Source organism: Streptomyces sp. NBC_00996 (genome assembly GCF_045162675.1).
GTDB lineage: Bacteria > Actinomycetota > Actinomycetes > Streptomycetales > Streptomycetaceae > Streptomyces.
The window spans coordinates 5,255,680-5,271,804 of sequence record NZ_CP108723.1 but is presented as its reverse complement, the minus strand read 5'-3'; the positions used below and the strand labels follow the sequence as shown (position 1 = coordinate 5,271,804).

The 16,125-nt window shown below is 70.0% G+C and carries 15 protein-coding genes; 8 read left to right on the top strand and 7 right to left on the bottom strand.

The window, feature by feature from the left end:
- Window positions 1-9 precede the first annotated feature (9 nt).
- From OG390_RS24825 to OG390_RS24815, 3 genes are read right to left on the bottom strand one after another with little or no spacing between them, the layout of a single operon-like run.
- Entirely contained in the window at window positions 10-1,065 is a 1,056-nt protein-coding gene (locus OG390_RS24825; protein WP_406171138.1) for an ArsO family NAD(P)H-dependent flavin-containing monooxygenase, read from the bottom strand.
- Entirely contained in the window at window positions 1,062-1,814 is a 753-nt protein-coding gene (locus OG390_RS24820) for an aquaporin (protein WP_406171136.1), read from the bottom strand. Before OG390_RS24820 ends, OG390_RS24825 begins: the two co-directional genes overlap by 4 nt.
- Window positions 1,811-2,119 carry an ArsR/SmtB family transcription factor gene (locus tag OG390_RS24815; RefSeq protein ID WP_406171134.1) on the bottom strand — a complete coding sequence of 103 codons (309 nt, stop codon included), beginning with the start codon at window positions 2,117-2,119 and terminating at the stop codon, window positions 1,811-1,813. The genes OG390_RS24820 and OG390_RS24815 overlap by 4 nt, the downstream gene beginning before the upstream one ends.
- Window positions 2,120-2,207: 88 nt before the next feature.
- On the opposite strand from OG390_RS24815, the gene OG390_RS24810 reads away from it, so the two are divergent.
- From OG390_RS24810 to trxA, 3 genes are read left to right on the top strand one after another with little or no spacing between them, the layout of a single operon-like run.
- Entirely contained in the window at window positions 2,208-2,621 is a 414-nt protein-coding gene (locus OG390_RS24810; protein WP_406171132.1) for an arsenate reductase ArsC, read from the top strand.
- Window positions 2,618-3,613 (top strand): thioredoxin-disulfide reductase, encoded by a 996-nt coding sequence (trxB, locus tag OG390_RS24805; RefSeq protein ID WP_406171130.1) that lies wholly within the window; start codon window positions 2,618-2,620, stop codon window positions 3,611-3,613. The genes OG390_RS24810 and trxB overlap by 4 nt, the downstream gene beginning before the upstream one ends.
- A gap of 17 nt (window positions 3,614-3,630) precedes the next feature.
- The gene (gene trxA, locus OG390_RS24800; RefSeq protein ID WP_406171129.1) at window positions 3,631-3,954 is read left to right on the top strand and encodes a thioredoxin; all 324 of its coding nucleotides are present in this window, start codon (window positions 3,631-3,633) and stop codon (window positions 3,952-3,954) included.
- Between the two features lie 669 nt (window positions 3,955-4,623).
- Here the strand turns inward: trxA and OG390_RS24795 are convergent.
- Together OG390_RS24795 and OG390_RS24790 are read right to left on the bottom strand one after the other, a co-directional pair.
- Entirely contained in the window at window positions 4,624-5,859 is a 1,236-nt protein-coding gene (locus OG390_RS24795; RefSeq protein ID WP_406171127.1) for an SWIM zinc finger family protein, read from the bottom strand.
- A complete protein-coding gene (locus OG390_RS24790) occupies window positions 5,856-8,663 on the bottom strand; it encodes a DEAD/DEAH box helicase (RefSeq protein WP_406177842.1) in 2,808 nt (935 codons plus the stop codon). The genes OG390_RS24795 and OG390_RS24790 overlap by 4 nt, the downstream gene beginning before the upstream one ends.
- 264 nt (window positions 8,664-8,927) lie before the next feature.
- Between OG390_RS24790 and OG390_RS24785 the strand changes: the two genes are divergently transcribed.
- The 3 genes from OG390_RS24785 to OG390_RS24775 all read left to right on the top strand — a co-directional run bounded on the left by OG390_RS24785 (window position 8,928) and on the right by OG390_RS24775 (window position 10,036).
- Entirely contained in the window at window positions 8,928-9,239 is a 312-nt protein-coding gene (locus OG390_RS24785) for a calcium-binding protein (protein ID WP_406171125.1), read from the top strand.
- A gap of 150 nt (window positions 9,240-9,389) precedes the next feature.
- Window positions 9,390-9,638: a hypothetical protein gene (locus OG390_RS24780; protein ID WP_037678403.1), complete on the top strand. Its 249-nt coding sequence runs from the start codon at window positions 9,390-9,392 to the stop codon at window positions 9,636-9,638.
- Window positions 9,635-10,036 (top strand): DNA-binding protein, encoded by a 402-nt coding sequence (locus tag OG390_RS24775; RefSeq protein ID WP_406171123.1) that lies wholly within the window; start codon window positions 9,635-9,637, stop codon window positions 10,034-10,036. The genes OG390_RS24780 and OG390_RS24775 overlap by 4 nt, the downstream gene beginning before the upstream one ends.
- Before the next feature lie 474 nt (window positions 10,037-10,510).
- Here the strand turns inward: OG390_RS24775 and OG390_RS24770 are convergent, their stop codons facing one another.
- Both OG390_RS24770 and OG390_RS24765 read right to left on the bottom strand, forming a co-directional pair.
- Window positions 10,511-11,932, bottom strand: coding sequence for an ATP-binding protein (locus tag OG390_RS24770; RefSeq protein WP_406171122.1), 1,422 nt, complete (start codon window positions 11,930-11,932; stop codon window positions 10,511-10,513).
- Between the two features lie 509 nt (window positions 11,933-12,441).
- Entirely contained in the window at window positions 12,442-14,712 is a 2,271-nt protein-coding gene (locus OG390_RS24765) for a hypothetical protein (RefSeq protein WP_406171120.1), read from the bottom strand.
- A 642-nt stretch (window positions 14,713-15,354) separates the two neighbouring features.
- On the opposite strand from OG390_RS24765, the gene OG390_RS24760 reads away from it, so the two are divergent.
- Entirely contained in the window at window positions 15,355-15,639 is a 285-nt protein-coding gene (locus OG390_RS24760) for a hypothetical protein (RefSeq protein WP_030973973.1), read from the top strand.
- Window positions 15,621-16,034 carry a DNA-binding protein gene (locus OG390_RS24755; protein WP_406171118.1) on the top strand — a complete coding sequence of 138 codons (414 nt, stop codon included), beginning with the start codon at window positions 15,621-15,623 and terminating at the stop codon, window positions 16,032-16,034. The genes OG390_RS24760 and OG390_RS24755 overlap by 19 nt, the downstream gene beginning before the upstream one ends.
- The last annotated feature ends 91 nt before the right edge of the window (window positions 16,035-16,125 follow it).

Below are 16,125 nucleotides of genomic sequence, written 5' to 3'. Positions count from 1 at the left end.
AGTTCGGAATCAGGACAGGATCTCGGCGATCTGCCGGGCCGCGTCTCGGGCAGGCCGTCCGACGCCGATGAGGGTGGCGGAGGCTGGGCCGGTCCAGTCGCCGTAACCGAGCAGGTGCAGTCGCGGTTCGTGCACCGCCTGAGTGCCCTCGGTGGCGATGTGGCCGCGGCGGCCACGGAGTTGGAGTGGGGCGAGGTGGGCCAGGGTCGGGCGGAAACCCGTGCACCAGATGATCACGTCAGCCTCGGCGTGGGTGCCGTCGGACCACTCGACGCCGCCGGAGACGAGACGCGAGAACATCGGTTTCGCTTTCAGGAGGCCGTGGTCCCGGGCCTCGCGTACGGGCGGTACGGCGACGATGCCGCCGAGTGAGGCGACCCCGCGGGTGTCCGTGCGTCCCTCGTCCAGGGCGCGGCGGCGAGCGGTGGCCACGTCGAACAGGGCACGTCCGTCGATGTCGTCGGCGAGGAAGCGCGGGGGGCGCTGAGTGACCCAGGTCAGCCGGGTGTTGTAGGCGAGGTCGGCAGCGATCTGGGCGCCGGAGTTGCCGCCGCCCACCACGATCACACGTTGGCCTGCGAAGTCGGCGGGGCTGCGGTACTCCACCGTGTGCAACTGGCCGCCTCCGAAGGCCGGGTGGCCGGGGATGGCGGGGAGGAAGGGGCGCCACCAGGTGCCGGTGGCGCTGATCACCGCGGGGGCGTGCCAGGTGTCCGAGTCGGTCTCCACCCGCAGCAGTTGGCCGTCTCGGTGGACGCCGGTAACGCGTACGGGGCGCTCGACGGGCAGCCCGTACCGCTTCTCGTAGTCGGCCAGGTACTCCACCACATGCCGCGCATCGGGGCAGGTCTCCCCGGCCTGCGTCGGCATGAGGCGTCCGGGCAGTGAGGAGTACGCGGCCGGGGAGAACAGGTGCAGCGAGTCCCAGGCTTGCTGCCAGGCACCGCCCGGTGTGGTCTGGGCGTCGAGGATGACGAAGTCCAGGCCGAGGCGGCGCAGGTGGTAGCCGGCGGCCAGCCCGGCCTGGCCGCCGCCGATCACCACCACCTGCGTTCTGCGGCTCATTCGGCCGATCGTCCGGGCATGAAGATGAGGGCCACCAGGGCCAAGCCGACCACGCCACCGACGATCTGCATGCCGATGAAGGCGGCGAGCGAGCCGGGCGCAATGCCTGCGAAGGTGTCCGTGAACGCCCGGCCGATGGTCACCGCCGGGTTGGCGAAGGATGTGGACGAGGTGAACCAGTAGGCGGCACCGATGTAGGAGGCGACGGCCACCGGGGCGTACTGCAGGCGGTCAGCGCGGGCAAGGCCGAAGATCAGCAGGATCAGGCCGGCCGTGGCGACGACCTCGCCGAGGAGCAGGTGCCCGGCGGAGCGGTCGTGGGTGGACCACTTCACCAGCGGCTCGCCGAACATCGCGTCCGCCAGGATCGCGCCCGCGATCGCGCCGACGATCTGCGCGGGCAGGTATACGGCCGCCTCGCCCGCCGTGACGCCGGCGCCGCCACGGCGGGCGGTCCACCACTCGGCCAGCGTGACCACGGGGTTGAAGTGGGCGCCGGAGACCGGACCGAGCAGGAGGATGAGGACGCCGAGGCCGAAGACGGTGGCCGTGGAGTTGGCCAGCAGTTGCAGGCCGACGTCCTTGGTCAGTTCGGTGGCCTGGATGCCGGAGCCGACCACGACCGCGACCAGCGCCGCGGTGCCTATGAGTTCGGCGGCGGCCCGGGCGACCAGCGGGGTACGCGGCGGGGTGGCGCCCGGCGCGGGCGCAACGGACTCAGGCGCGGGCGCGGTTTCGGCGGCGGTCACGGGCAGGCCCTCTTGTTCTCTGCGGCGGCACGAGCGGACTCGGCCAGGTCGGCGAACTGGTCGGCGAGCTGGGCGATGACGTCCGGGCGCAGCTTGTAGTACGTGTACCGGCCGCATGGCTCCGTCTCGACGACCCCGGCCTCGCGCAGCACCTTCAGGTGGTTGGAGAGGTTGGTCTGCCGGGCACCGGTCTCCTCCACGAGGTGGGTGGTGCACAGAGTCTCTTTGGCGAGCAGGGTCACGATCTGCAGCCTGAGCGGGTCGGACAGAACCCGGATCAGATCAGTGTCGACTGACGTCATCATGGACTGATACTGTCACATCAGCGGTGACTGACACCATCGGGTGCTGATATGTCGTGCCCGTTCTGTTGCGAGACAAGAGAGACCTCTGATGTCCGACAAGCCCTCCGTGCTGTTCGTCTGTGTCCACAACGCCGGCCGTTCCCAGATGGCCGCCGCATGGCTGACCCACCTGGCCGGAGACCGCGTCGAGGTCCGCTCAGCCGGCTCCAACCCCGGTGCCAACGTCAACCCGGCCGCCGTCCGGGCCATGGCCGAGGTCGGCGTCGACATCTCCGCCGAGGTCCCGAAGATGCTCACCGTCGACGCGGTCAAGGAGTCCGACGTGTGCATCACCATGGGCTGCGGCGACACCTGCCCCGTCTTCCCCGGCAAGCGGTACCTGGACTGGAAGCTGGATGACCCGGCGGGCCAGGGCGTCGAGGCCGTCCGGCCGATCCGGGACGAGATCAAGGTGCTGGTCGAGGGCCTGATCAAGGAGATCGCGCCGGAGCCCCAGGCATGAGCACCGAGACCGACACGACCGGGGACGTCCGCAACGTCATCGTCATCGGCTCGGGTCCGGCCGGATACACCGCAGCCCTCTACACCGCCCGCGCCTCACTGAAGCCTCTCGTCTTCGAGGGCGCCGTCACGGCCGGCGGCGCGCTGGTGCAGACGACCGAGGTGGAGAACTTCCCCGGCTTCCGCGACGGCATCATGGGCCCCGACCTGATGGGCAACATGCGGGCCCAGGCCGAACGCTTCGGCGCCGACCTCGTCCCCGACGACGTCATCGAGGTCGACCTCACCGGCACGGTCAAGACCGTCACCGACAGCACGGGCACGGTCCACCGGGCGAAGGCCGTCATCGTGGCCACCGGCTCGCAACACCGCAAGCTGGGCCTGCCCGGCGAGGACGCGCTCTCCGGCCGCGGGGTGTCGTACTGCGCGACCTGCGACGGCTTCTTCTTCCGCGACCACGACATCGTGGTCGTCGGCGGCGGCGACACCGCCATGGAGGAAGCCACCTTCCTTTCCCGCTTCGCCCGCTCCGTGACCGTCGTCCACCGCCGTGACACGCTGCGAGCCTCCAAGACCATGCAGGACCGCGCCTTCGCCGACCCGAAGATCTCCTTCGCCTTCAACCGCGAGGTCGCCGAGATCCACGAGGACGGCGGCAAGCTCGCCGGACTCACCCTGCGCGACACCGTCACCGGCGAGACCTCCCGCCTGTCGGCCACCGGCCTGTTCGTCGCCATCGGCCACGACCCCCGCACCGACCTGGTCATCGGCCGGCTCGACCTGGACGACGAGGGCTACCTCGAAGTGGCTTCTCCGTCCACGCACACGAACACCCCTGGCGTCTTCGGAGCGGGCGACGTCGTCGACCACACCTACCGTCAGGCGATCACCGCGGCCGGCTCCGGCTGTGCGGCTGCCCTGGACGCCGAGCGGTACCTCGCAGCCCTGAGCGACACCCACACCGCAGGCGAAGCGGCCGTGGCCGCCGTCTGACGCACCGGAGGAAGATCATGGCTCTCAAGGACGTTACCGAGGACTCCTTCGAGCAGGACGTCCTGACCAGCGGCAAGCCGGTCCTGGTCGACTTCTGGGCCGCCTGGTGCGGCCCGTGCCGCCAGCTCGCACCCTCGCTGGAGGCGATCTCCGCCGAGCACGGCGACAAGATCGAGATCGTCAAGCTCAACATCGACGAGAACCCCGCCATCGCCGCCCGCTACGGCGTGATGTCCATCCCGACCATGAACCTCTACAAGGGCGGCGAGATCGTGCAGACCATCGTTGGGGCCAAGCCGAAGGCCGCCCTGGAACGCGAACTCGCCGACCACCTCGGATGAGCGCGACGCAGGTGGGTGCCCGCAACGCTCCCACCGGCCCCTTTCCCGTTCTCCGACGGCCCCGACCGGTGGGCGCTGTCACCGCTCTTCTGGACGTCGAGTTGGACATGAAGAGCCGTCGGTAGCTGAACCTGACCGCCATGGCGGTCCCGGTGCCCGGTCAGTGCAGCCCGCCGGGGCGAGGCGGCCCAGGCGTAACACCGCAGAGCTGGGCTGAAGAACATCTGCCCGCACGGCGCTCATAACCGCCGGGCTGCGAGCCTCCTCCACGGCTACCTGCCGCGCCAGACACCAGGGCCGTCCGAGACCGCGGCCCGTGACGCCGTACCGCCGGACAACGTAGTACGGGAGGCGCCAATCCACTCACCCGGTGCGGGCTGGGAGCTCAGGCGGAGGGAGCTGAAATGCCGGGAGAGGTGTCCTCGGTGCGGGCGGCTGTGAGCCGGGTGCGGAGGGTGGTGGCAAAGTCCTCGGCGCGGGCCCAAATGTTCGTCTGGGGGTTCTGGGGCGTACGGGAACGTCCTGACCTGCGATCCAGCTGGTCCGGGCGGGGGTTCTGAACGGTGCTGTACGCCGGTGAATGCAACCGGAACTGCGACCACGGAAGTGGAGCAGCGTGAGTGGGTCCAGCTTCAGCTCGTGGCTCCTGGTCAGCTGGGAATCGCCTCCTTACTCCCCGTTCCGCGACCAGGCCGCGGTGAGCGCGGTGACCGGGTCACTGTCGGCTGGTGCCGCGGGCCACCATTCGCCGTCGTCGTCCTGCAGGTAGGGGTACCAGCGGGCGTCGGGGCCCAGACGCAGCTGGATGCCGTGGTGGGTGAGGGTGAGGCGGTTGCGCCAGGCTCTGAGGTGTGTGGGGGAGTCGGTCATCTCGGCGAGGGCCGTGTTCAGAGCGGTGCGGGTGGCTTTCATCACCGTCGGGTCGGGGGTGTGGGGCTGTTCGGCGACGGTGATGCCCGTGGGGCCGCTGTGGCGCCAGGCGCGGGTGAGGCGTGCGAAGGCAGTGGGGTTGGTGCCGGTGTTCTGGATCAGGTGGTGGAACCACTCGGGTCCGGGGTTGCTTGCGGCGATGCGCACGGCGTCCTGGTGCCGGGTCAGGTGCAGGTCGGCGGTGTCGCCCGCGAGGAGCCGGGCGGCGCGCGCGGTGGCGTCGGCCATGAGGCGTTCCAGGTCTGCGGCGGCCAGGCCGGTGCCGGGTGGCGGGACGACGGGCAGTGCTGTGGTGTGGGCGGCGGGTTCCGGGAGTTCGGGCAGTTCGGGGGGCTCTTCGGCCCAGTGGGCGTACGCGGCGGCGGCCGGGATGCCGGCCGGTGCCGGTGCGGCGGCGGTCTCCTGTGCTGCCGTACGGAGTGCGCGCAGCTGGGCGAAGACCTCCTCGCGACCGCGGCCGCGCAGCGCGAAGAGCACGAACGGGTCGGTGTCGATAGTGGCGGCGATGGCGTAGCAGAGCGCGGCGGCGTGCTTGCAGGGGTATCCCCAGTCGGGGCAGGAGCACTCCGGATCGAGCTCGGTGGGCAGTGGGAGCAGTGGGACGCCTGCGTGTCGGGCGTCGTCCACGAGTTCGGCGGGCATCTCGTCGTCGAGAAGTGCTGCGAGATGCCCGGCGCGGGCCGCGATCGTGTCGAGCAGGGTGTCCCACTGGGGGTCGGTGAGGACGGGCAGGTGGACTGAGGAGCGGTACGGGCGCGGGCGGCTGCCCTGAACAGCGGCATTGACCTGGCCCGGAGCGACGGTGACCGGGCCGACCATGCCTTTGCGGGCGTAGGTGCGTCCGCGCGAGAGCCGTCCGGCGTCCAGGGTGGAGTCCTCCAGGGCGGCCACCCATGCCTGGCCCCACCATGTCGCGGCGAAGGCTCGCTTGCCGCGGGTGGGCGCACGGCGCGGGCCGGGGACAGCGGGACTCATGACTGCCTTCCCAGGGCGACGAGTTCGGCGAGTTCGGCGTCGGACAGTTCGGTGAGGGCTGCCTCGCCGGAGACGACGACGGCGTCGGCGAGGGCGCGCTTGGCTTCGAGCAGCTTCGCTACCTTGTCCTCCACGGTTCCCTCCGCGAGGAGCTTGTGTACTTGGACGGGTTTGTCCTGGCCGATGCGGTAGGCGCGGTCGGTGGCCTGGTCCTCGACGGCCGGGTTCCACCAGCGGTCGTAGTGCACGACGTGAGTGGCGCGGGTGAGGTTGAGTCCGGTGCCCGCCGCCTTCAACGACAGCAGGAACACCGGTACTTCACCGCGCTGGAAGCGGTCCACCATCTCCTCGCGCCGCGCGACGGGGGTGGCACCGTGCAGGAAGAGAGCGGGGACGCCGCGCTCTGCGAGATGCATCTCCAGCAGAGCCGCCATCTGTTTGTACTGCGTGAAGACCAGCACGGATTCGCCTTCGGCGGTGATGGTGTCGAGAAGTTCGTCGAGCAGGTCGAGCTTGCCGGAGCGGCCCCGCAGGGGAGTGGACTGGCGCAGGCTGTGCTCTTTCAAATACTGGGCGGGGTGGTTGCAGATCTGCTTCAGCGCGGTGAGCAGCTTGAGTACCAGACCGCGCCGGGCGATGCCCTCGGACTCCGCGATCTTCGCCATGGTCTCGCGGACCTGTGCCTCGTACAGGCTGGTCTGCTCGGCCGTCAGCGGGACGACGTGGTCGGTCTCGGTCTTGGGCGGCAGTTCGGGCGCGATGCCGGGGTCGGACTTCTTGCGGCGCAGCAGGAAGGGACGTACGAGACGGGACAGGCGCTCGGCTGCCTCGGGATCCTCGCCCGCCTCGATGGCGCGGGCATGCCGGTCGCGGAAGGCGGTGAGTGTGCCGAGGAGCCCGGGGGTGGTCCAGTCGAGCAGGGCCCACAGCTCGGAGAGGTTGTTCTCCACGGGGGTGCCGGTGAGAGCGACGCGGGCGCGGGCGGGCAGGGCGCGCAGTTCGCGGGCGGTGACGGCGTAGGGGTTCTTGACGTGCTGGGCCTCGTCGGCGGCCACCAGCGACCAGGCCGGCTCGGCAAGCACCTCGCGGTCGCGGCGCAGCACCCCATAGGTGACCAGGACGATCTCGGCGCCGGCCAGGTCCTTGAGGTGGCGGTCGCCGCCGTGGTAACGGCGTACGGGGGTGGACGGTGCGAATCTGGCGGCCTCGCGCTGCCAGTTGCCGAGCAGGGAGGCCGGGCAGACGACAAGGGTGGGGCCCGCGGTGGTGGGGTCGCTCTGGCGGTGCAGGTGCAGAGCGAGCAAGGTGATGGTCTTGCCCAGGCCCATGTCGTCGGCGAGACAGCCGCCGAGGCCGAGTGCGCACATCTCGGCCAGCCAGGCCAGGCCCCGCTTCTGGTACTCGCGCAACGTGGCCTGGAGAGCGGCGGGCTGCGGCACGGGGGTGCGGGACTCGGGGTCGCGGATACGAGCGACCAGGTCGCCGAGCGCACCGACCGCCGCACAGGGGACCCGGTCACCGTCCCGCTCGGCCTCGCCGGTCAGCGCGGCGCTCAACGCCTCCATGGGGGTGAGCGGTTCCATTCGGCGGCGCTTGGCGCGGGCCACCAGCTTCGGGTCGGCGACCACCCACTGGTCGCGAAGCCGGACGAGGGGACGGCGTGACTCTGCGAGGGCATCCATCTCGGCCTCGGTGAGCGGCTCGCCGCCAAGGGAGACCTGCCAGCGGAAGTCGAGGAGGGCCTCGGTGTCCAGCAGGCCGCCCGCGGTGGAACCGGGGGCGGTGCGCTGCCCGACCTCCGCGGTCACGGTGAGCGCCTTGACCAGTTCGCGCGGCCAGTGCACGTCGACACCAGCCGCGCGCAGCGCGTCCGTGGCGTCCCCAAGGAGATCGAAGGCTTCGTCGTCGGTCAACCGGAGCTGATCGGGAGCGGCACCGTCGAGCAGCCTCCGCAGCGGAGGCCAGGCGCGGGCGCCGCGACGCAGGGCGAGCAGGGTCTCGGTCTCGGCGCGCGGGCCGAGCAGCCGCTCCACTTCGGTCGGCTCGCTCCACAGCCGTGCGGCCTCGATGACGAGCGCCGGGTCCGCCGCGGTGTGCAGTTGCAGGACGGCCCGGAACTGCCGTCGGCGTCCTTCGGGTACGTCGACGCGCAGGGAGACACTGACCTCGGCGGTGAGCGCCGCCTGGGTTTCCTCGGCCCATTCACGCAAGGTGGGCACGGCACGGGCCTCGCGCCAGGCGTACGGCAGTGCTCCCATGGCGAGCGGCGCGGCCGGCGTACGGACCAGATCATCGGCGACCGCGTCGCAGAACTGGCGTACCAGCGCAGCCGGTTCGGCGATCCGTACCGGCGCAGGGCCTGGCTCGGGCAGGCAGTGGGCGTGCGGCGGGAAGGCGGCGGCCAGGGCGTCCAGCGACTGGCGCTGGGCGGCGGTGCAGGGACCCACCTTCCAGGTGTCGTAACCGGCGGGGGTGAGGGCCGGGTGGAGGCGGCCGTCGGCGAGCAGCCGCAGCGCGAAGCGAGTGGCGGCCTGCCAGGCGGCGCCGGAGGGATGCGTCGGCTCCGCATCAACCAGGGCGGAGACAGCGAGGGCGACAGGCAGCGCGTAACCCTCGACCCTGCGCCGCCTGACCGAGCGGCCGTGCGGCAGGACCAGCTCCACCGCCTCGGTCTCAAGGCCGGTGGGCGCCACACTGTCTCCGGCTGCTGCCCCGGTCGGCTTCCACAGCAGCAGCCGCCCAAGGCGGGCGGGCTCACCAGGCAGGAACACCGCCGCCCAGCCGGCGCCGAGCAACTCCTTCACGAAGGCGGATGTTTCCTGCCGGGCCAGCGGCGGTGTGCTCCTCGCGCCCGTACTCGGCTCTCGTACGACGACTCGTGCCACTCTCTTCCGCCCTGTCGCTTGCCGGACCCTCCCCAGGCCCGCTCACTACCGAACCCCACCAGGCAACGTCACACGCTGGCAACCGCGGGCCTTGGCTTGACTGCTGGCGACGGCGCCACGGCGGATATGCCGCTGCTGAACACACCGGTCCTCAACCGTACGGTGCGGCGCTACGGTGAGGCCATGAGCACCTGGGAACCAGCCGCGCTGGAGGCGTTGATCGAAGAGGCCACCGTCGACGCCTACGGCGAGGATGAGCAGCTCACCGGCTTCTTCACGATGATCGAGGACAACCTTGCAGTGCCGTTCACCACGACTGTTCTCGGCGTCGAGGTGAACGTGGTCGGGGTCGACCTGGCCGAGGACGGGCGCGTGGTCGCACGCTGCGCCCGGAGGTCGTTCCGACAGGACATCGGAATTCTGGACCTGCCGCTGCCGGAACCCGCCCCCGAGGGCTCGCAATGGATCGAGGCATACCGCTACTGGACCCGCTGAACCGGCGCGTCGCGCAACTGCCCGGCTGAGCCCGTGCTCGAACCCACCTGAGCCCGTGCTCGAACGGACAGTCGCCCCGACTGACGCTGACCGCCCCGACTGCGGGAAACAGAGAGTACGTAGCGCGCATACCGCAGTATGCTTACCGCTATGGCTGACACCACACGCATCACGGTGACACTCCCCACCGAGCAGGTGGCGGAGCTGAAGAAGATCACGGACAACATCTCCGGCTACGTGGCCGAAGCGGTCGCCAGACAGATCCGGCACCAGCTTCTCGGGGCCGACCTGCGCAGCCACACAGACGAGCACGGGGCCTTCAGTGAGGAAGAGCTGGCCGAGGCGCGGGCGCGGATCTTCGGTACGACGCAGGCCGCCGGCGGCGCGAGCGCCGCGTGAGCGGGCACATGGAGACTGTCGTCCTGGACAGCGAGGGGCTGTCGGCCTGGGTGGCGCAGGACCGGAAGGTTCTGGCGATGTTCCAGGTGTTCCACGACACGGGAGCGGACCTTGTCGTCAGCGCCAACACCATCGTGGAGGTGAGCCACGCCGGGGTGAACCTGCCCCGACTGCAACGGGCGCTCTCCCGGGTCAAGGTGGAGCCGGTTACCGAGGCGGCGGCCAAGGTGGCAGCACAACTGCTCAAGGGCGCCGGTCTGCACGGACACAAGTACGCGATCGACGCCACCGTCGCGGAAGCGGCCTTGCGTCAGCCCGGCCCGGTCGCCATCCTCACGTCGGATGTCGATGACATGACCCGGCTGTGCGGCAGCAAGGTCCGGATGATCGGGCTCTGACCGCGACATCGTCCCGGGACCATGGACGAATCCGCGTGGATCCGCCGAGAACCAGAGTCGCCGCAGTGGGTCCTGGCGGCCGATAGCCGTCGTGACGTATCCCGTCGGATGGTGTGGCTCCGCGCAGTCTGCGCCGGTCGCCCTGTGCGGACGCGAGCGTGCGCCCTTCCCGCTTGATGACATGTCCCAAACGTCGGCTATGAATGCAGCCGAAACTGCAACCAGAGCATGCCGAAGAGCTGGACCGCAATGAGCGGTCCAGCTCTTCGTTTCGCCTGTTCAGGCGGCTGCGGAGGATACGAGATTCGAACTCGTGAGGGGTTGCCCCCAACACGCTTTCCAAATGTTCGTCCGGGGGTTCGGGATCGATCGGCCGTGTCCTGGCCTGCAGCGGAATAGGCTGGGGCCAGGTAGCGGACGGTGCTGAATAGCAGCGAATGCAACCAGAACTGCAACCGGGGGCTCGGTTCCTGCTCATGCCCTGCGCCAAGCGCTGAGCAGTTCCTCGGGGCCGTACACTGCCTGAAGGCCGGAACAACCGACCCCGCTGCGGGAGACCGCCACGAGCGGTACCGGCTCGTCGGTGATCGCTGCCCGGTGCTTGTGCAGTGCGGCCAGGTCGTGGCGGTCGAACGCGGAGTTCTCCAGCCACTTGACCGAGCCGAGAAAGAGCAACTCCTTGGCCACCGGCTGCCGGTCGGCGCCCACCAAGTCGATTTCGATGTCATTGCTGCGGGTCCAGTACCCGCCGATCGCCGGGGCGGCGGGCAGGAGCCCGTCCGGCAGGAGACGGGCGAGGGACTCCCGCACCAGGGGTTCGACCGCGCGGCCCCGCCAGCTCGTCCACTGCTCCTGGATGCGGCTCAGCGTGAGATCGCCCCGCATCCGCTCGATCTCCGCCATACGCGGATCCAGAAACGCGAGCCAGAAGCGCAGGTAGGGGTCGGCCACCCGGTAGCGGCGTTCCTTCGACGGCCTCAGCGAGAGCGGCAGCTCGGCGGCCACGACCCTTTTCTCGGTCAGGACGTCAGTGGCTCGGGTGAGAGTGGTGTGGGAGATGCCGCCCGCCGCGCGCGCGATGTTGGTGAAGGTGCGCTCTCCGGAACCGATGGCTCGCAGGACCTCCCTGCTCATCGCCTGCGGTGGAAACTCCGCGGCCAGTGAGCGCTCGGCGGAGACCAGCAGCGCCGAGATCGGGTTGTCCAGCGAGTCGCGGAGGAACTCCCGGACATCCGCGCCGGCCCGCCACTCGGCGCAGATCAGGGGGAGACCACCCGTGATCAGCGCGGCGTCGAACGCGGCCGCCGGAGACAGACCGAGCATCTCGCCGATGTCGGCCGGGTTCAGGGGCCCCACGACCATTTCCCGGCCCCGCTGGTGAAAGGGACGGTCGTAGCTGTTCAGCGCCTCCATCATCGACAGATCGGACCCGACCAGGAGGAGAAGCACCGGTTTGCGGCTGAGCAGCCGGTCCCACGCCCGCTGGAGCATGCCCTCGAAGGCGTCGATGCGGTCCATGAGGTACGGAACCTCGTCGATGACCACCACGCTCGGGCTGTCGTCGGGAAGGATCTCCGCGAGCAGCCTCAAGGCCGCGTTCCACTGCGTCGGGGTCTCCTCGGAGAACAGTTCCCGCTCCGGCAGGGTGGATCTGGCGACGGCGTCGAGCAGTTCCGTCATTTCGTCCTCCGCCGTGCCGCCCGCAGCGGTGAAGAAGAGGTACGGCGTCTCGGTACGCCGGAGGAACTCCTCGACGAGGCTGGACTTGCCGACCCGCCGCCTTCCCCGCATGAGGACGCACTGCCCCGGCTTCGCCGACCCGACGGCGTCGTCGACCGCCCGCAAGGCGTTGCCGAGCACGTTCAGCTCGCGGTCCCGCCCGATGAAACGAGGCATGGCAAGCCTCCCGACGGAGATAGTATCGGCAGAGATACTATCTCCATCGATACCAAACTCTTCCATTCGCATGGGCTCATGACGCCGTGGATGCGGGAGAGGGCGAACACGCGCTCGTCGTCTCGCAGGTGGCACCAGGCTTCGAGGTAGAGCCGGGTCGAGTTCGAGGGGGCTGAGGGTGCGTACCGTCCGGTTCCCCGAGGTGGCGACGTAGTCGAACGGTGCTGGGTGCACCGGCATCGATGGCGTGGGCGAGCTGGCGGACGTCGCTGTACGGCAGGTGCTTCGCCCACCCCGCGGGGATCTCCTCGGTGCCCGTGGCGAAGGGCGATCCTCGGTCGAACGGCACGGGATTCCGGAGTCGTTGTCGTTCCCCCGATCAGGCCGGGAGGATTCGGGCGTAGGCCGATCATGGCGGCTTCGTCACGATTCCGAGCTCCTTCGTCGAAGCAACCCCGACCGGCACACCAGGATCTTCGAAGCAACCCCGACCGGCACACCAGGATCTTCTAGGAACTGCTTAGCGGGACTCCGGCGGTTAGTGTCCGCAGGACCTCCCGGGCCTCGGCGCGGAAGCGTTCGTCGTCGAGGATGATCCGGTCCTGGAGGCCGGCGCCCACGACGCGCCGGTCGCCGTCCGCAAGGTTGCGGATCAGGTCGAGCTGTGCGGCGGTGAAGGCTGTCGGGCCGAGCGCGACGAAGACTTCCAGCAAGGCCGAGGCGGAGCGCGCATACAAGCCCGGTCGGGTCGCTGCCAGGACACAGTCGGCCAGGGCGGTCCGAGCGAGCCCGGCGGGGGTGTCGGCCTCGGGATAAACGCTGGTCAGGACGAGCACGAGGGCGGGGGAGAGTTCTGGATCGTCCAGCAGCGTCAGGAGGTCGGGGACGAGCGGCTCGGCTGCGGGACCGAGTAGGCAAGCGACTTCGGCGGCGCGCCTCACCGTCGCCTGGCCCCATACTGGGGAGGCCCAGGCGAGGCCCTCCTGGATCACCGGGAGCACCGCCTGCTCATCCCCGGTCATTTCCCAGACCAGCGTTGCGGCCCCGAGCGCTGCCCTGATCGCCGGCACGGTCTCGCGCGACTGCGCCGGTTCCGCCAGCAGTGCGTGCAGTAGCGGCAGCAAGGGACGAGCGGCCTCCCTGAGCGCGGCGGCCGCAGTGACGGCGTGGTCCAAGCTGTTGCCTCGCCTGGCCAGCAGCTCGGAGAGTACTGAGATCAGGGCGTCGGCGTCGCCGGTCAGGGAGTGGAGTGCGCTCGCTGCTGCCTGACGCGTTGCCAACGGTCCCTGTCCAGCCTGGGCTCGCAGCGCCTCGATCACGTGGACGTCGGCCTGGGGATCGGCCACGGTGGCCAGGACGCGGCTGACTGGGAGCGGATGACGCGGCAGCGCGGCGAGCAGCTCCGGCAGGGCGGCCCTGGCCGACCCACCCCAGGCGGCCAGCAGCCCGCTCAGGTAAACCGGTTCGTTGGTCGCGGCCAGCCCGCCGGCGAAGACTGATCTGCGCTCGGGGGATGGTTCGGCGGCAAGCCGGACGCGTATCGCGTCGAGCAGTTCGGGATCGTAGGGCAGCGGCGTCCGGTCCTCGCCGGGCGTGTGGATATGACTCGGCGTCCGGGTTTCACCGGTCGCGAGGCGGTACGCGGCCTCCAGCGCCCGGGGCCGCTCGGACAGATGGCGGGCGAGCAGCCCGGACGCCTCTGGGGCTCCCAGGCACACCAGCGCCGCGAGGGCCTCGTCGGCCAACTCACTGTTGTCCTGCGCGATGGCAAGCAGCGCCGGTACCGCCTCTGGGGCCGGTTGACACCAGGTTTGCAACAGCGGGATCACGTCGGCCGCGGTGGCCGGATCGTCGAGCAGCGGGAGCAGCTCGGGGAGCAGCCGCGCCGGGGCGGTTCGTGAGCGGCGGGCGAGGGACTCGGCGGCCCACCGCGCCTCGGTGATGGCGGCCTGCGCATGCTCGCTCCCCTGAAGCCGCAGCGCCGCGGCCCGCCCAAGCGCGGAGCCGACCACGTCGATGGCGGTGTCGACCTCGCCGCGCGCGTGCAGAGCTTTGGTCAGCGCCTGCAGCGGCTCTCGCTCCCACAGGGCGCCGAATCCGTGCCGCTCCAACGGGACCAATGTCGTGACGCGCGCGGTCACGTCCGTGTTCCACGGCAGGCCGCAGTCGGCGGTGGCCAACAGGGCCGCAACCTGAACCGGCGCCGGCTCGTTTCCGGCGAGCACCGCGGAGCACAGCTCCTCGGCCGCATCGGGATTCAGGAGCACACAGGCCGTCAGCACGTCCGCGCGCACCATCGGATCGCTCTCCGCCGCCCAGCGGGCCCACAGCGCCGCACGCGCATCGAGGCCGGCCGCCGACCGGCACTGGGCCACCGTCCACGCCGTGGTCCGCCGCACCTCGCGATCGTCGTCCGCGAGTAGCGGCAGGAGCAGCCCCAACTGTGCTGCGACGGCGTCGCGGGCCGCGCCCGGCACCGGCAGATCGTGCTCGTCGACGCTCCCGGCGATCACGCCGAGCATGCCCACCAGGGCGCTCCGGCGCACGCCTTCGGTAACGAGTCGCACCAGGAACGGCACGGCGGGCGCTGTCGCCGTATAGACCGTGCCCTGGTGCACGATGCTGTCCCACAACTCCTGCTCCGCCTCCGCGGCAGTCTCCTCCACAGGGGACGCGAGGTCCCGAAGCAGCGCGGGGAGGGCCTCTGCGGAGCCGTAGGCATGGCGAAACTGTGACCAGTCCACATGGTCGAGGCCGGCGAACACGAGGAGGAGATCCATGCCGCGGATCATGCCACCTGGAACCGACAACGATCGGCTGTGCCCACCGCGGCAGCACGACCGAGGCCGGGCTCTGGGGCGGGACGCGACACGCAGCACGCGCAGCGGGACATGCTCAAGATCCCGTGCCCGGACGCCCTCCGGTCAGCTGATCACGTGGGTATTGGCTGTCGGCAACCGCCGCGACGTCTACCGCCCACTTCCGTAGGGCCCTCTGCGGGCAGGCCGGTCCCGATTGTCCGCCGGGAGCCGTGGGGGCGTGCGCCTGCCCGTTGGGCGCGATGTCCTGAATGTCGCCCGTGAATGCAACCAAAACTGCAACCGACGCATACCGAAGAGACGAGCCGCAACTGCGGCTCGTCTCTTCGTTTCGCCTGTTCAGGCGGCTGCGGAGGATACGAGATTCGAACTCGTGAGGGGTTGCCCCCAACATGCTTTCCAAATGTTCGCCAGAGGGTTCGGAGGTGGTCGTCGGTGTCCTGACCGGCAGTGGAGTGGACTGTTCAGCGGCGTCCGGACATAGCTGAACGGAGGTGAATGAGACCAGAGCTGAGACCACGAGGTGACGGGTGGGCGACCCACGTCGTTCGGCGGGTACTGGCACGCAGGCCAGATTCCTACTTATTTGATAATCTCGATCCCATGAGTGAGATTCCGTACAGCGTCGGCGAAGGGCCGGCCACCAGGGTCAGCCTCTCGCTCCCCGAGGGGACGGCGGAGGCGATCCGCCGACGGGTCGGCAAGCGTGAGTTCTCCGCGTTCATCACCGAAGCGGTGGAGCGCGAACTGCGCGGTCAGATCCTGGATGAGTACCTGGCCGACTACGAACGCCGTCAGGGGCCGATCTCCGAGCACGAGCAAGAGCGGGCACGCCGGGTCTTCGACGAGGTGTTCGCCGAGGAGGGGCAGTGGCCCGCCGCAAGCTGAGTCACGAAGGCACCCTCGTTCTCGACCGCGAGGGCCTGTCGAAGTTCGTCAGTGATCACGAGCCCGTGGTCGCCCTGATCGCCGAAGCCCGCAAGCGGGGCATGGAGGTGGTCATCGGCGCGCTCACCATCATCGAAGCGGTGCATCGCCGGACCGACAAGGCGCGGCTCGCCTGGGTCCTGTCCGGCGTGCGGATCGTGCACATCGGCGACGAGGAGGCCAAGGCCGCCTCAGCCATGCTGATCAACGCCGGGCTGCATGGTCACAAATACGCCATCGACGCTGCCGTGGCCGAGATGGCGCTGCGTCAGCGGCGCCCGGTCGTCATGATCACCTCGGACATCGACGACATGACGAAGCTCTGCGGCGACAGAGTGCGCCTCGTCGCCGTGTAGTCGATGCCCAAGACCCGAACGCCGGGCCAGGAAGGTCGGCCCGTACGTCCTTGTCCGAGCGCGGCGGGGCCGGTGGAGCAGTCGGTAGTAC

Coding starts and splice junctions, on each gene's coding strand:
- OG390_RS24770 (WP_406171122.1), bottom strand. CDS start 11,932: ATGCCTCGTTTCATCGGGCGGGACCGCGAGCTGAACGTGCTCGGCAAC.
- trxA (WP_406171129.1), top strand. CDS start 3,631: ATGGCTCTCAAGGACGTTACCGAGGACTCCTTCGAGCAGGACGTCCTG.
- OG390_RS24815 (WP_406171134.1), bottom strand. CDS start 2,119: ATGATGACGTCAGTCGACACTGATCTGATCCGGGTTCTGTCCGACCCG.
- trxB (WP_406171130.1), top strand. CDS start 2,618: ATGAGCACCGAGACCGACACGACCGGGGACGTCCGCAACGTCATCGTC.
- OG390_RS24780 (WP_037678403.1), top strand. CDS start 9,390: ATGGCTGACACCACACGCATCACGGTGACACTCCCCACCGAGCAGGTG.
- OG390_RS24795 (WP_406171127.1), bottom strand. CDS start 5,859: ATGAGTCCCGCTGTCCCCGGCCCGCGCCGTGCGCCCACCCGCGGCAAG.
- OG390_RS24765 (WP_406171120.1), bottom strand. CDS start 14,712: ATGGATCTCCTCCTCGTGTTCGCCGGCCTCGACCATGTGGACTGGTCA.
- OG390_RS24760 (WP_030973973.1), top strand. CDS start 15,355: ATGAGTGAGATTCCGTACAGCGTCGGCGAAGGGCCGGCCACCAGGGTC.
- OG390_RS24825 (WP_406171138.1), bottom strand. CDS start 1,065: ATGAGCCGCAGAACGCAGGTGGTGGTGATCGGCGGCGGCCAGGCCGGG.
- OG390_RS24785 (WP_406171125.1), top strand. CDS start 8,928: ATGAGCACCTGGGAACCAGCCGCGCTGGAGGCGTTGATCGAAGAGGCC.
- OG390_RS24810 (WP_406171132.1), top strand. CDS start 2,208: ATGTCCGACAAGCCCTCCGTGCTGTTCGTCTGTGTCCACAACGCCGGC.